Origin of the sequence: Olsenella uli (genome assembly GCF_901212675.1) — a bacterium.
GTDB lineage: Bacteria > Actinomycetota > Coriobacteriia > Coriobacteriales > Atopobiaceae > Parolsenella > Parolsenella uli_B.
Map to the genome: position 1 here is coordinate 1 of NZ_CAAKOQ010000046.1, position 14440 is coordinate 14440.

Sequence of the window (14440 nt, forward strand, 5' to 3'; positions counted from 1 at the left end):
TTTGAATATTCAAATCCGACCAAAGCGCACGCCCGTACCGGCCTCCTCAGACTTGGCACTCAAATCCGTCGAAAACGCACCATGGCCTCGCATGGCGCAGCACAACCCCCTCGTCGGCGTCGCGCACGAACCGGGCCAAACTGGGTCCGCCCTACAGGCTCGGTCTGTCCGCACCCCAAGCTGAAAAAGGCAGCCGGAACTCCGAGCGGCCGGCCCGGCGCACATAGAGGCGGGGCTCAAGATACCAGCGCAACAGTGAAGGCCCCGTTCAGGAATCCCCGAACGAGGGCGGTGAGCGCGGCAACGTAAGCCGCACCCCCCCCCGGCCCGCAACCACGTAGACGCAGCTACTCGTCGTCGTGGTGCGTGTCAACCTCCATGAACTTGGTCTTCTCGGCAAAGAAGGCCATGTCGATGATGCCCAGCGGGCCCGAGCGGTTCTTGGCCACGATGAACTGTGTCACGCCATAATCCGGGCGGTCCTCGCGCTCGCCCTCCTCCTCGGTCATGGAGCGGTCGAGCAGGATGACGATGTCGGCGTCCTGCTCGATGGAGCCCGACTCGCGCAGGTCGGAGAGCTGGGGCCGCTTGCCGCGGTGGCCCGTGCGGTCCTCGTTCTTACGCGAGAGCTGCGACAGCGCGATGACGGGAATGCCCAGGTCCTTGGCCATGATCTTGATGCCACGGCTCATCTCGGAGACCTCGGTGGCGCGGCTGTCGGCGCGGTGGCTGGGCGGGGGCGAGACCAGCTGCAGATAGTCGAGGATGACCACGCCGCGCTCCTTGTTGCGCAGCATGCGGCGAGCCTTGGCACGCACCTCGGTGACGGTAGTGCCTGGCGTGTCGTCAATGAGCAGGTCCAGCTTGGAGAGGTCCTGCGTGGCCTGGAGGATCTGCGTCCATTCCTCCGGCTTGATGTTGGCCGAGCGGATGCTCTGGAGTGGCACCATAGAGTACGTGGAGAGTAGGCGCTGGGCAATCTCCTCGGAGCTCATCTCGAGCGAGAAAAAACACACGCAGGCACCCTGCTGGGCCATCTGCACGGCCAGGTTGAGGGCGAATGACGTCTTGCCCACACCCGGTCGGGCGCCCACGACAATCATCTGGCCGGCGCGCAGGCCGAGGAACATCTTGTCCATGGCCGGAAAGCCCGTCATGACGCCGGCCGCGCCCATGCCCTCCTGGCTCATCCGCGCCAGCTCGTCGTAGAGCGAGACCATCGCGTCCTCGATCTTGATGTAGCTGGTCTTGATGTCGCGGTTGGTGACGTCGAGCAGCATCTTCTCAGCGCTGTCGACGACCTCCTTGGTGTCCTCGGGCGCGTTGGCGGCGAGGTTGGCGATCTTGGCCGAGGCGTCGATCATGAGGCGCAGCGTCGAGTCGCGGTGCAGAATCTCAGCGTGGTGCTTCCAGCTGGCGATGGCGAAGGTGTCCTCGCCCAGGCGGGCGAGCGCCGCCATGCCGCCCGCGCGCTCCAGCTCGCCGGTGGAGGTGAGGTAGTCGGCCAGGGTGATGGGGTCGACCGGATTGGATCGCTCGAACATCGTGCGCATGGCCGCGAAGACGATACGGTTAGCGTCGAGGAAGAAGTCCTCCTCGGTGAGCTCCACGAGGGCCGACTCGAGGATCTCGGGCGAGAGCAGCATGGCCGAGATCACCGAACGCTCGGCGGCCACGTCGGAGGGCATAGTCTTGATGGAGGAGAACGATGCCGGCGAGGGTGCGGCGTCGTAGACAATCTCGTCCATGGGGCCTCCTTTGAATGGTGATTCGTGATGTGCGGGCGCGGCGGCAGCGACGTCCTGCGGCGGTGCACTGCGGCGGCGCGTGCCATGGCGGAGCAGGGAGGGCGGCACGGCCTTGCAGGTCGCGCCCCGCAGTTCGTCAGCACGCGCATGATAGCCGATTGGCAGGGTCCGTAGGTGAGAATTCTGCGAGCGAAGGCGTGTCAACAGGCCGTTGTTGAGAGCTTTATCCCGCTACCTCCGCAAACGTAGGTTTTCACACTTTTCAACATCTTTTCCCATCGGCAGTGTCGAGTTTTCAACATTCTCAAGAGGTATCGCTCATGTGGTGCGTATCATCTGTGGAACTGTAAGGAATACACCCATCTTCCTCGTGTTTCTCTTAAGACCGCAGGTAGATTGATGTGTGATTTGATATTGAAACGGTAAAGGAGCGGGGCGTGACCATCTGCGGCCACGCCCCGCTCCTGATTCAACCCTCAACCAAAGCCCTCTACCCGCAGGTGGAAAGGGTTAGTTGCTGTTGAAAGCCCAGTTGGGCGACGAGGTGCCTACTCGGCAGTCTCGGTGGTCTCGGCCTCGGCGGCCTGCGGCTCCTCGGCGGGAACCTCCTCGACCGGCTCCTCGACGGGCTTACCAACCTGGAGGTTGAGCTCGGCGGAGATCTCGCGGTAGAGGCTCACCTTGACGGTGTGCAGGCCAGAGGTCTTGATGGCGCGGTTGAGCTCGATGCGCTTGCGCTCGACCTCGACACCAAGGTCCTTCTTGACGGCGTCGGCAACCATCGTGTTGGTGATGGAGCCAAAGAGCTGGCCCTCGTCACCAACCTTGGCGTCGATGAGAACCGTCTTGCCGTCGAGCGCGGCCTTCAGGGCCTCGGCATCGGCGATACGCTTCTCCTCGCGCTTGGCGATGTTGTGACGACGCTCCTCGAGCTGCTTGATGTTGCCCTTGGTGGCCGGCAGGGCCATGCGGTTGGGGAACAGGTAGTTCTCAGCGAACCCCTGGGCGACCTCGACGACGTCGCCCTCTCCGCCCTTGCCCTTGAGCTCACCCAGAAGGATGACTTTCATGGACACTCCTTACTTAGTCACGACCGCGACGGCCACCACGGCTGGACACCACGGGAACGGTGTACGGCAGGAGGGCCATCTCGCGGGCGCGCTTGATGGCGTTGGCGATGTCGTGCTGGTGCTGCGTGCAGGCGCCGGTGACGCGACGCGGCTTGATCTTGCCACGGTCGGTCATGTACTTGCGAAGGAGCTGAGTGTCCTTGTAGTCGATGAACTCAGTGTCTTCCTTGCAGAACTGGCAGAACTTGCGACGCGGCTGACGCTGGTACTCAGTAGCCATGTCTCAATACCTTTCTGTTGGCGTGCGGCCGACTTGGCCGGACGCCGGTTCTCTCGGCGACGCGCCCCGAGGACGCGCCAGCCACCGTTGGCTGGGCTTGGCCCGGCCTGGATGGCCTAGAACGGGATGTCCTCGTCGTAGACGTCCGCGGCGGGCGGGGTCTGGACGGGAACGGACGGATTCGCGGCCTGGTAGGAGGAACCCTGCGGCTGCGGCTGCGCCGGCTGGGGCGCGGCACCGTAGCTGGGCTGTGGCTGGGGCTGCTGGTTGTAGCCGCCCTGCGGCGCGTAGCCACCCTGCTGGCCACCATCCTGGCGAGAGCTCATGAACTCGAGGTCGTCGACGACCACCTCGATCTTCGAGCGCTTCTGGCCGTCGCGCTCCCAGGAGCTGTAGCGCAGGCGACCCTCGATGGCGACCTTGGTTCCCTTCTTGAGGTAGCGCTGGATCGCCTCGGCACGGGTGCCAAACATCACACAGTCGATGAAGTTGGGGTAGTCCTCCCAGTTGCCGGTCTGGGGGTTGCGGCGACGGTCGTTGACCGCTACGCCCAGGTGCAGCACCTGCGTGCCGCTCTGCGTGGCCCTCAGCTCGGGGTCCCTGGTGAGGTTACCCGTGATGTTCACTCGGTTGATGCTCACGATGCTCACTACCTTCCTCTTGCGGGCCAGACTCGCTGTCCGCCTGGGCCTTGCGACCCGCTTCCATGGTTGTCCTTACTCGTGATCCGGACGACGCACGACCATGTGGCGCTTCACCGCATCGTTGATGCGGAGAATGCGGTCGAGCTCGGCGATCTGAGACGGGTCAGCGTGGAAGTTGACGAGGGTGTAGTCGCCCTCCGTGAGCTTGTCGATCTCGTAGGCGAGCTTGCGCTTGCCCCAGTTGTCGACGTTGTCGATCTTGCCACCGTTCTCGGTGATAGCAACCTCGACGCGCTTCATAACGCCAGCGCGTACCTCGTCGGTGATGGCGGGATCGACAAAAAACAGCAGTTCATAAGCCTTCATGTGGTCACCTCCTCTGGACATATGGCTCCGGGACGTGAAGGTATGCGCCCGGAACAGGAAAGGTCGGTGGTGAATCATACCACGGATGCTGCGCGTTGTCCCCATCCCCATCGCCCCTCCACGCGAACCAACGTTGCGGCTAGCGTAGCGGAGGGACCTGACAGGAATGGGGACTCTCGCAGACACAGACCTGACACAGCAGGTAGATGGTGCTATTCGGATTTCTCAGGGGAGTCGGCGGAGGGCTCGGCAACAGGCTCTGGCGTGGCGGGTACGCACTGCTCGGGCGTGGTCAGCTCCTCGGAATCATCACCGGCGAGCTGGGGGTTCTCCGACGCGGGCATGGGCTCGACCGCGGGCGCGAGCGGCGTGACCGCCGGCTCGGCGGGAATTTCGACGGGTCCGTTGGTGTCGCCAGATGGGGCCTCGGTGTCCTGCGGGACATCCTCTGCCGTGGTCTCGGGCGTCACGAGCGGAAGACCCGCAGGCGAGGGCTCTGGCTCGGGAGCCTGTGGGGCAGGCTCGTGGGCTGGAGCGACGCTGCTGGTGTCCTGCGGAACATCGGTGGTGGGCTCGACAGGCGCTGCGGTCGATTCGGGTGTCGTAGCCGGCGCGGGCGCCACAATCGGCGACGGCGTGACGGGAGCAGCGGCCGGCGTGGTGGGCACCACCGAATCAGTCGGCGCGCTCGTCACGGGCGGCACGGGATTGCTTGCCGCGGGCAGGCCGCCGCGCGGGGCGGGCAGCGGGTCGGACGGGCCGCCCCAGACCGGCACGTCAAACTGACGCATCCACAGGCCGATGGCGTTGACCTCGAGCAGGGTGCTCGCCACGCTGACCACCGCACCCACGTACCACAGCACCACGAGCGTCGGCAGGGTCTTGCCCAGAACGTCCCTGATGAGCTGGAACAGCAGCGCCGAGCTGGAGTCGTACGTGAGGTAGCCGATGTAGCCGGCCACGTCCCCCATGATGACCACGAAGAGCACCACGTAGCCCACGAGCATCACGGCACCCACGATGAGGGTCGTGACCAGCGGAATCCCAATGATCTTGAAGAGGCCGCCGGAGTCGCGGGCAACCATCTCGAAGACGCGCGCCGGGTTGAGGCCCGCGCGGATCTTGGTGTAGATGGCCGCACGCAGGCCGGCCACGAGGACGATAAGCGAGAAGAGGAAGCCGCAGACGAAGGTGAGCATCTGGCCCAGCGACTCACCCCAGCCACCAAACAGCGCCTGCAGGACGCCCGTCACGATCACCGAGGCCAACACGAACGCGATGGTCCACACGAGCCCGACCACGAAGGCGCGCCACCCCGACGCGATGCACTCGCCCACGCACACGCCGCGCTGCTTGGGCGACGCGTCGACACCCCAGGCGCTCAGGCGCGCCCACTCGAGGGCATAGCCCGAGAGGGCAAGCGGGCCTGCGACGGGCACCAAAAGGGCGATGGCGAGGATGAGGATGGGCTTTATCCAGCCCTTTTGCCGCGTGAGCAGGTGCCACGAACACGAGAAGTAGCGAGTGTCTTCCATATGGTATGCCCCCAACGTGTGCGCGCCGGATGGGCGAGAGGCCAGGCGGCGCGACGAGCGGTCGATACAGGTTCGCATCCTGCCGTGAGTGTACCCAAGCCAGCTCGGTAGGGTCTCGGCGACGTGCGCCCGTCTCCGGAGCCGCTGCCGAGCCGCCTCTCCGCGTCGGTTTTCCGATTGCTGGTCACGAAGGGCGATTTACCCTTACTTTTCCAGGCGGTAGTAGACGGTAGTCGCCCAGTTTCATACCCATCGGGCCCCGTGAGTGTCAAAAGGCATGTGCGGAACTCTTTGCAGGGCAAAATGACGTGCCCCCGGGACCCAAGGGACAGTAACTCAGCCACGCAATGCAAGGAAATCGACCTTCGTGACCATGTAGTCGGAAATTGACCGCGTAGCCAGTCATGAATCGCCGCCGCCAGACACATGCGAATAGTCGCAGAGCGCTCTCAAAGGCCTCGCCGGCCAAGTTGGACCTTTCGAATCGCAACTGGTGCCGATATTATGCATTTTCTGAACGGTCGACCAAGTAGGCTGCGGTTGCCAGAGAGAGGCCGGGCCTCCCATCTCAGGGTTTACAACGCTTCCGGAGGATTGGGCCGGCGCGCGGGCAAAACTGCAAAACAGCGCAGTCACTTCATCTTGCCGCGCCGCCACATGCGACTTGTAGGACAGAGCGGCCCCGCAGCGCCACAAAAAAGGCCCGGTTCCGAAAGAACCGGGCCTTGCACGCTCTGGCGGAGAGGGAGAGATTCGAACTCTCGTACCCCCGAAAGGGTAAACGGTTTTCGAGACCGCCGCATTCAGCCGCTCTGCCACCTCTCCAGAGAATGGAAGCGGCGCCCGCTCGGGACGCCGCGGAAAGCTCTGGCGGAGAGTCAGGGATTTGAACCCTGGAGACGCTTTAGGCGCCTACACGATTTCCAATCGTGCTCCTTCGACCACTCGGACAACTCTCCATGAAAGTGCGCTGGTTAGTATAGCGTAGCCTGACCCCCGACAAATCGAGAATTTTGTGGAATCTCAGGATCGGCTCTCAACACAGATAACAAGTCATAGAACAAATTGGCTGTGAGCCAACATAGTTCGTGAATCCTTGCTGGTAAAGCCACCTGATGAATATACAAGGAGAGGGCAAGCATCATAAGATTCACGGTGGTGCACGAACGACCACCCCACACATGTCTTTGTGCACCCCTTCTTTTCGTCTGCCGCACCACCCCCAATGGTGCGACAGACACCCTTTCATCTGCATGAGCAAACAGGCAGCCGCATCCAGCCATATCTCGGCTCATCGCAAAATGGCAGAATACGAGGAATCAGCAAGCTCGAATTCCATCAAGGGCAGTAAGCCAAACGCTGATGCCACGCCCCTTCTGAGCAAAAGACCTGAAACCAGCACTCCTCTTGACACCTCTGAGAGAGGCGCGTATCGACTCGTGCGCGATATTTGCAGTTTCCGGGTCAATCCAATGTAGCCAGACCTTTACCAAGTCGACTACCTGCAAGTTCTCTGCCGGTTTGCAGCTGGCTACAATTCCCGTCAGCGCAGAACTGCAAACATCGGAACCGAGCTTGCTCTCAGTTGGCTTCCCACGCTTTTCTCTCGACAAAGCCGCAGCGGCTGGCTGTCCGCCCCACTTACCAGCAAGGGTCAAGCGGATGGGGGGCCTTTCCCCGGTTGAGAAAATAGCGCGAGAATAACTCCGGCAATGGACAGACCTCGGAAACGACTCTTTCAAGAAGCCGGGCCAAGCTGAGCGCTCCGCAAAATGCCTCGTAGCCTTGCCCACACGAGATGACGAGCCCGCAGGCAAGGTTTCCGACAGGGATGCAAACCGCAGAGCCACCCGCGATGTTCACGGCCTTGACCTGGGCCTTCGAACGGACTCCCGCCACTGCTGCGGGGACAGGACCACCGAAGCACCGGGGAATTGTCTCGTCGGCGGACAACACGTCAATGGGGCCCTCATAGGTAATGACGCACGAGGTTGGGTTTACCCGCCAAATTTCATCAAGGTCCCGCACGGTTCTCTCTCGGTCATATAGGTTGAAAAAGGCTCGCTCGGATACAGGGATTTCCGACCCTTCAAGATAGGTGGAAAGCAGCCCCCGCATGTCTGAACCATCCGGCAGGGAGACACTTCCACGCATGGGGACGATCACCTCGGGCAGACCGTCAGCAGCCAAAAGCTTGAAGCCACTTGCGAGTTCGGCAGCACGGACGACGACGTCAAGTGACCGCCCAATAAATCCAACGCCACCGCGGAAGGCCAAGCCGTCAGTCGAAACCGACTCGCCACCGGTCACAAGCCCCAACCCCTTGCACATCACAGCAAAGAGATTGGTTGCCAAGGCGGGGGCGAGCACGCTACCGCCGCCATCAGTTCCTATGCAAAAGTCATTGATGCCTTTGAGGACGTTGATGGGGCCACCACTCGTAGATCCCGTCATGGGTCGATAGGTCAGGGGATTCACAAGCTCGGTGTCAACACTACGTCCCAAGTCGGCCATGTGGTCGACGGTAAGCATGACGCAGTCGGCTGCACTGGCAATTCGCTCGATGAGCACACTTGGAATGGCCCCATGGTCCTTGACGCCAAAAGTGAGCAGCCGGGCACTACCCGCGTCCGATCCATCCGAACGACCGGCCACACATGGGCCTCCGGCCTTGCGGGCAGCTTGCTCCAGCGCGTGGGGATTGATCGTCACCACGCTGCGACCCAACGCGCGCCGGGCAACGACAAGCCTGTCCTCAAGGCCGAGGGCCATGTCAGCTCCTATCCCTGGATCTTCGGCCAGAAGCTCGTTCCGTTCTGGGATGCGTGCACGCCAAAGAAGTCGACGACCGAGGCACCCACGTCAGAAAGCGTGGCGCGCTCGCCGATGGTACCCGCAGGCGCCCCCACATGGGAAATGAGCAGGGGAACGTGCTCGCGCGTGTGGTGCGGGTGACCAATCGTGGGGTCGTTGCCGTGGTCGGCCATGACCACGAGCACGTCCTCGGGCCTGAGCGCCGCGTGGATCCGCCCGATGACCTCGTCGGCGACGCGCAGCCTGTCGGCGTAACGTGCCACGTCCTCGCCGTGGCCGGCGAGGTCGGTCTCCTGGACGTTCGTGCAGATGAAGCCCGTCGTCGCGGGGTCGCTCACGAGCCCGAGCGTGCGCTCCAGCACCGTCTTGGTGTCCACGATGGACTCGGACTCGCCAAAGTGGTTGGCGCAGACGTCGGCCACCTTGCCCAGCAGGCGCACGTCGATGCCGGCCTCGCCCAGAATGTAGGGGACCTGCACCTTCTCGTCCACGCCATAGCCCATGTGAATGCAGTGGTAGTCGTCGTTGTAAACACCCGACGCTGGCGCGTTCACGCCGATGAAGCCGTCGTGCTCCTCCACCGCGGCCAGCAGGTTGTCCAGGTGCACGCCTCGCCCGCCAAACGTAATCACGCGCGGGGTCTTGGCAATCTTGCGGACGATATGGCCGATCTTGAGCTCGGTGTCAAAGTCCAGTTCGTCGATGGCGGCCGTGACGTTGAAGGCCTGGCCGGGGTCGCACTCCACGTTGTCGGCCACCGTGCACGCCTCGTTGACGATGAGGAAGCGCAGGCCGCTCTTCTCGGACGTGTAGAACCGCGTGTGGAAGCCCGCCGCACGCAGGGCCTCGTCTATCTCGTCAATCGCAATCTGGATGGGCTCGGTGAGGGGCTTGGGCGGCTTGGTGCCCATGATCTCCTGGTGCCCGTAGAAGGTGTCGGCGCCCTGGTGCATGAGGCGCGCCGTACCCCACGTCGCGTTCGGGGCAAACGGGAGTCCAGGAAACTCTCTGCCGGCGGCGTTTGCCAGGCCGAGGCTCGCGAGCGTGGGCAGCTCAAGGCCCGGTGTGTTCTCGAAGATGTGCACGCAGGTGTTGGCGCCAAGATCTGCCGGACGGACCTCAGGCACGTCGGCCATCTGCCCGACACCAAAGCCGTCGAGGACGATGACGACGAATCTGCCGCCGTCCGCACGGCCGGGGGCCTTCGCCGGGCACGCCCCCTGCCCCGTGCCTGGGGCGCCAGCCGTAACTACTTCCTCGTTCTCCTTCTCTGCCATGTCGAACTCCTCTCAACGTCCGGCTCCCCGCCCATGGCGAGAAGCCGGTCCAGGTATTACCTCAGTTGATGTCCCTGCGTGTCGAAGATGCCCTCGAGCTGTGGCTTTCCATGCGAGAGCCCGCTTACGACGGCAACCTCGCTCCGCGTCACGAACAGCTGTGTGCGAAAGCACATGAGCACGCCGTCGTCCACGCGCGAGGGCTCGGAGAGCTCGAAGTGGTAGTCGATGCACTCGTCGGCCGGGGGAGTCACGTGGACCCGCTTGGCCTCGGCGAGCGACGTGCCCACAAGCGCGTTGGAGAGGTGCCCGCGCCGGTAGTGGCCGCCCGCGTAGCAGTAGGAGCGCCCGTCCAGGTTGTGGCTCACCTCGCTCACGTAGGCATAGGCCACACCCTCTGGGGCGTTTGCGCCGGCCGGGCAGGCGTGCCACGGCGTGGTGCCCGAGAGCCCGTGGCCCGGCTCCATGTGGGTGCCACCCAGCTCGGCCACGAGGCCAACCGTGTCGGTGCAACTGGCAGATGGCATGTTGAGCTGCAGGTCGTGATAGCCGCGAGCCTCCAGCGCGGCCGCCGCGCGGCGCACGGTATCCGCGTTAAGCGTGGGCACCACGCGCCCGGCCTCCTCGGAGAAGAGCAGGCAGGGAAACGAGCACACGCCCGCGATGCGCACGCCCGGCAGCGCCTCGATGGCATCCACCGTGGCACCCAGCTCGACAAGCGGAAAGCCCCCGTACTGCCCCGGGTAGAGCATGTCGCCCTCGCCGATGACACGCAGCATGATGGGCTGCTCAAAGCCCTGGGACTTCGCAGCCGCGCCAATCTCGGCGGCCTTCTCCACGGAGTAGACCGTCATGATGTCCGGACGGGCGGCCACGATACGCTCCATCGCGGCGCGGGGCGTCTGCACGAGATGGCCCACGTTGCCCAGCGGAACCCCAGCCTCGGCCATGACGAGCGCCTCGCGAAAGTCCACACACACCGCCCCGGCGTAGCCCAGGTCGGCAAGATGATGGGCCAGTATGGGGTTTCGCCCCAGCTGCTTGAGCATGAAGTACAGCTTGATGTCGTGCGCATCCGCGGCGGCCTTGATCGACTCGGCATTCTTGGTGAGCATGTCCAGATCGATGAGGTAGGTGTCTGGCAGCACGGTTCCGTCCTGCTGCCACGCGAACGCAAGCTGTGCCAAGGGTTCGTTCGTCTTGAGCAGCCTGTCCAGAAACATGGGTCTTCTCCTCGGGTTTTATGCCTGGGTGCCGTAGACTTCGTCCACAAGCTCCCTCAGGATGCGAATGACCGTATCGGGCCCCGAGCGCATGACGTTGATACGGATCATGCGACGCTGCCAGGTTGGGTCCTTTGCGCGGAAGGTGGCGCTGATGCGGTAGAACATGGGAAGGAACTCGTACTTGCTCTCACAACCCACGGGGTTGGGCGCGGCGCCGTGGGAGGGCGCGAGCTCCAGCACGCGATCGGCGATGTCCTCGTCAAACTCCACGAGAACGGCCTTGCTCTCGGCGTTTGCCACATAGGCGCCCGTGACGTGCGGCAGCTCGCCCGCGCAGAGGCGGCGCGCCACCTCGTGGCAGGTCGCGCCCGTGATCGAGAGCGCGACGGGCGCGTAGATGAGGCCGCGCAGGGCCGCCATGGCCTCGTGACCCTGCACCTGCGAGCCGCCGGAGTACTGCATCTCGCGAATCTTCTCCACGAGCGGGCGAGAGCCCAGCACCACGCCCACGCCCTCGGGGCCCAGCAGCTTGAAGCACGAGAACGTGGCGAGGTCGGCGCCCAGCTGGTTGCCGATGGCCTTGACCTTGGTGGCGGCGTAGTTGTCGTCGGTTACGATGTGGACGTCGCCAAGCGCGGCACGAACCTGTTCGATGACATGGCCAAGCTCGTAGGAGTCGTCCGGCTTCTGGCGCGAGTGCTGAATGAGAACGCCTGTTATCTCGGAGGCATGCTCGGCGCAGACGCGGGCGATGGATGCGTCGTCGTTGAAGTCGGCCACGGCCGTGCGGGCGCCCATCGTGTCGAGGGTGACCTTGGTGGTCGGGTAGATGGGTGCTTCGTGCACGAGCACCGTGGCGCCTGGGTCGACCGCGGCCACGAGCGCCCAGCGCAAGGCCCCCGTGCCGGCACCGCGAACGAGTACGGCGTCCTCGGCGTCGAAGGCGTCGGCAAACACGTGCTCCACGCGGATGGCCTGGAGCGGCCGGTTGGTGCCCTTGTGCACGCCCAGGTCTCCCAGGTCAAGCGACTGCTCGCCCGTAAAATGGTGGGCGGCGGCATCGATGACCTTGAACTGCAGCTCCCGCGCCTCCTCGAACGTCCGCGAGTACAGCGGATAGGTCTTCACCTAGAGGCCTCCCTCGATGTCGAAGATGCGGGCAGGGTTGTCGACGAGCATGGTGTGGATGGAACTCTCGAGCACGCCACGCTCGCGGATGAGCGGCAGGATGTGGTCGATGACGTCCGTGTAGCCACGCCCGCCCTCGCCGAACATGTACGATTTCCTCGAGACGTCGGTCGAGAGCACGATTTGCTTCTCATAACCAAGCTTCACAAGCTCGGCCAGGTTGTTAGCGCGAACCTCATCGGCGAGATAGCGAATCTTTCCGCAGGTATCGAAGCCGATGTTGACGCCAAGGTCGAGGACCTTCTTGTAGTAGTCAAGGTCATTGGCAAGGTCGAGATGACCCAAAATGACCTTGCTCGGGTCCATTCCGTTGGAAACAAGGAGGTGTGCCTGCTCAGGTGCAAGCTGCCCGAGCTGACAGTGCGTCGTTACCGCGCAGCCAATCTCAGAGCCGACATGGGCGGAGGCAATCATGACCTTCTGCTCGCTCGGAGTAATTTCGGTCTTTTCGCCCGCAATCTCCCCAATGACGCCGGGCTTGATACCCGTGCCGTCGATACCGTTCTTGAACTCGTCCAAGAACGTCTTCTCAATCTTCTTTACAGGCGCATCCTTGACCCAAGCAGGGTGATAGCACTCGAGATAGAAAGCGGTGGAGCACAGAATGTTGAGACCCGTCGACTTCGACAGGTGCTGCAGAGCCTTCACGTCTCGGCCCATGCCGATGCAACTTACCTCGACAATGCTGTTGATTCCGGCAGCCTTGACGCGCTCCATCTCGGAGAGAAGGAGGTCGGAATAGGTGAAGATCGAGTCCTCATCGTGGCGAACACCAGCAAGGTCCACCGAAAGGTGCTCGTGGGCCATCGTAACCCCAAGCTCTGAGGCCTCAATGGGACCACAGACCGTCTGGATCATGAATGCCTTCCTTTCGTATGGTGCGCCCGCCTCGCCAAGCGCGGTCGCACCTCAGTGAATGAGCGGAGCTAGATGGTGCGCTCTACACTGCGACAAGAGCGACGAGACCAATCGCATAGAGCAGGTTGAGGATGATGCCGGTGCCGACCGCGAAGACGGGGCCGATGGCCATACGCATGATCTTGCGACCCGTGACCTCGTTAATGAAGTAGATGGCCGCGGCAATTGCGAAGGCAAGCGTCGGATTGCCAACAGAGGTGCCCATGGTAATGACGGCATTGAGGGAGCCGAACATGAGGGCCCACTCCACGCAGGTGCCCATGGCAGAGCGGATGTTATCCGCGGCGTCACGAAGGCTCGGGAAGCGACCAAGCTGCTTGCCGATGAGGCCGAGGAGCATGACCTCGACGAAGATGATGATGGCAGCGAGCACTGCGGCCACGATCGGGTTGGGTGCAAGGTAGCCGGCGACGTAGATGAACGTGAAGCCCGCGACACCGTAGACGCCGGTGGTGATGGCCGTCACAGCAATGAGAGGAATGAAGCTGATGCCACGGAAGAGCTCGTTGATGGCCGCGGTCTGGACGAGGGTCATGTCAACGCCGCCAGCAGCCTTATAGGCATCCGAGAGGTTAAACATGGAGACCGTAGAACCGGCAAAGATATGCAGGTTGCAGGCGGCGCCGATGAGAGCGGCACCAACCATCAGGAACGGGACGTTCTTGCGGATGCGACCGACGCGCTCGGAGAAGAGGTTGCCCTCCAGCTCGTCGGAGGCACGGTCCTTGTCGGAAAGGTCCTTGGCAATGGCGAAGGCAACGAGCAGGACGACGCCGACGAGCAGGGTCCAGGCGTCAGCAGAGATCGAAGCCATGGAGGGACCAAACTTCCACATGGGGCCAAGGACACGAACAATCAGCGCGAGCACCGCGGTGATAACGCCGTGCTGCCAACCAAACTGCATGATGATGGCCACGACCGGGAAGAGGGCAAAGCCCGTAACGATGTAGGTGCCCAGCTGTCCAAGAGCACCAATGAGGTCAACGGGGAGGAACGTAAGGACGGTGTTGATGCCGCCAATGCCAACCAGGCAGAGCACGCCCCACGCGGCTCCAACGATGGCAGCGACGATCTTGTTGGGGCACACCGCTCCAATGATGTCCGTGGCGAGGAAGAGCAACCACGGGTTGAGCAGGTTGGTAGCAAGGGCATTGCCGATACCAACCGAGGCAATGAAGCCGATGCACATGCCGAAGACGGCAAGGGCATACTCGGGACGCGGCATGCGACCCTCAAGGAATTCGGGCACGAGCGGACGAACGCCGTCGTTGAATACGGCAACTCCCAAGTTAGAGAGAAGTGCCGTGACTGCGCACAAGGCCCCCACGACCAGTACGCTCACAACGCTAATTTCCATTTGTTACACCCCTTCTT

The 14440-nt window shown here is 63.0% G+C and carries 12 protein-coding genes and 2 tRNA genes; all 14 read right to left on the reverse strand.

Annotated elements, in window-relative coordinates; genetic code table 11:
* Positions 1-347 precede the first annotated feature (347 nt).
* The 14 genes from dnaB to EFAMC1_RS07880 all read right to left on the reverse strand — a co-directional run bounded on the left by dnaB (position 348) and on the right by EFAMC1_RS07880 (position 14423).
* Positions 348-1748 carry a replicative DNA helicase gene (dnaB, locus tag EFAMC1_RS07815; protein WP_154053740.1) on the reverse strand — a complete coding sequence of 467 codons (1401 nt, stop codon included), beginning with the start codon at positions 1746-1748 and terminating at the stop codon, positions 348-350.
* 548 nt (positions 1749-2296) lie between these two features.
* A complete protein-coding gene (gene rplI, locus EFAMC1_RS07820; RefSeq protein ID WP_154053741.1) occupies positions 2297-2818 on the reverse strand; it encodes a 50S ribosomal protein L9 in 522 nt (173 codons plus the stop codon).
* Between the two features lie 13 nt (positions 2819-2831).
* Complete coding sequence (gene rpsR, locus EFAMC1_RS07825) at positions 2832-3098, reverse strand: 30S ribosomal protein S18 (protein WP_154053742.1); 267 nt, start codon at positions 3096-3098, stop codon at positions 2832-2834.
* A gap of 116 nt (positions 3099-3214) precedes the next feature.
* The gene (locus EFAMC1_RS07830; protein WP_154053743.1) at positions 3215-3739 is read right to left on the reverse strand and encodes a single-stranded DNA-binding protein; all 525 of its coding nucleotides are present in this window, start codon (positions 3737-3739) and stop codon (positions 3215-3217) included.
* Positions 3740-3814: 75 nt separating this feature from the next.
* Entirely contained in the window at positions 3815-4108 is a 294-nt protein-coding gene (gene rpsF, locus EFAMC1_RS07835; protein WP_154053744.1) for a 30S ribosomal protein S6, read from the reverse strand.
* Between the two features lie 212 nt (positions 4109-4320).
* A complete protein-coding gene (locus EFAMC1_RS07840; RefSeq protein ID WP_187324610.1) occupies positions 4321-5643 on the reverse strand; it encodes a DUF4013 domain-containing protein in 1323 nt (440 codons plus the stop codon).
* Between the two features lie 735 nt (positions 5644-6378).
* Positions 6379-6468, reverse strand: a tRNA-Ser gene (locus EFAMC1_RS07845).
* A 43-nt stretch (positions 6469-6511) separates the two neighbouring features.
* A tRNA-Ser gene (locus EFAMC1_RS07850) sits at positions 6512-6602 on the reverse strand.
* A gap of 682 nt (positions 6603-7284) precedes the next feature.
* Positions 7285-8415, reverse strand: coding sequence for a hypothetical protein (locus tag EFAMC1_RS07855; RefSeq protein WP_154053746.1), 1131 nt, complete (start codon positions 8413-8415; stop codon positions 7285-7287).
* 8 nt (positions 8416-8423) lie between these two features.
* Positions 8424-9734, reverse strand: coding sequence for a phosphopentomutase (locus tag EFAMC1_RS07860; RefSeq protein WP_154053747.1), 1311 nt, complete (start codon positions 9732-9734; stop codon positions 8424-8426).
* A gap of 56 nt (positions 9735-9790) precedes the next feature.
* The gene (locus EFAMC1_RS07865; protein WP_154053748.1) at positions 9791-10957 is read right to left on the reverse strand and encodes an alanine racemase; all 1167 of its coding nucleotides are present in this window, start codon (positions 10955-10957) and stop codon (positions 9791-9793) included.
* Positions 10958-10975: 18 nt separating this feature from the next.
* The gene (locus EFAMC1_RS07870; RefSeq protein WP_154053749.1) at positions 10976-12088 is read right to left on the reverse strand and encodes an aminotransferase class V-fold PLP-dependent enzyme; all 1113 of its coding nucleotides are present in this window, start codon (positions 12086-12088) and stop codon (positions 10976-10978) included.
* Positions 12089-13006: a phosphotriesterase gene (locus EFAMC1_RS07875; protein ID WP_154053750.1), complete on the reverse strand. Its 918-nt coding sequence runs from the start codon at positions 13004-13006 to the stop codon at positions 12089-12091.
* A gap of 82 nt (positions 13007-13088) precedes the next feature.
* The gene (locus tag EFAMC1_RS07880; RefSeq protein WP_154053751.1) at positions 13089-14423 is read right to left on the reverse strand and encodes a YhfT family protein; all 1335 of its coding nucleotides are present in this window, start codon (positions 14421-14423) and stop codon (positions 13089-13091) included.
* Positions 14424-14440 lie beyond the last annotated feature (17 nt).

Bases quoted from the DNA above. Each gene is read 5' to 3' on its own strand.
- rpsR (WP_154053742.1), bottom strand. From the start codon at position 3,098: ATGGCTACTGAGTACCAGCGTCAGCCGCGTCGCAAGTTCTGCCAGTTC.
- EFAMC1_RS07860 (WP_154053747.1), bottom strand. From the start codon at position 9,734: ATGGCAGAGAAGGAGAACGAGGAAGTAGTTACGGCTGGCGCCCCAGGC.
- dnaB (WP_154053740.1), bottom strand. From the start codon at position 1,748: ATGGACGAGATTGTCTACGACGCCGCACCCTCGCCGGCATCGTTCTCC.
- EFAMC1_RS07875 (WP_154053750.1), bottom strand. From the start codon at position 13,006: ATGATCCAGACGGTCTGTGGTCCCATTGAGGCCTCAGAGCTTGGGGTT.
- EFAMC1_RS07880 (WP_154053751.1), bottom strand. From the start codon at position 14,423: ATGGAAATTAGCGTTGTGAGCGTACTGGTCGTGGGGGCCTTGTGCGCA.
- EFAMC1_RS07840 (WP_187324610.1), bottom strand. From the start codon at position 5,643: ATGGAAGACACTCGCTACTTCTCGTGTTCGTGGCACCTGCTCACGCGG.
- EFAMC1_RS07855 (WP_154053746.1), bottom strand. From the start codon at position 8,415: ATGGCCCTCGGCCTTGAGGACAGGCTTGTCGTTGCCCGGCGCGCGTTG.
- EFAMC1_RS07865 (WP_154053748.1), bottom strand. From the start codon at position 10,957: ATGTTTCTGGACAGGCTGCTCAAGACGAACGAACCCTTGGCACAGCTT.
- rplI (WP_154053741.1), bottom strand. From the start codon at position 2,818: ATGAAAGTCATCCTTCTGGGTGAGCTCAAGGGCAAGGGCGGAGAGGGC.
- rpsF (WP_154053744.1), bottom strand. From the start codon at position 4,108: ATGAAGGCTTATGAACTGCTGTTTTTTGTCGATCCCGCCATCACCGAC.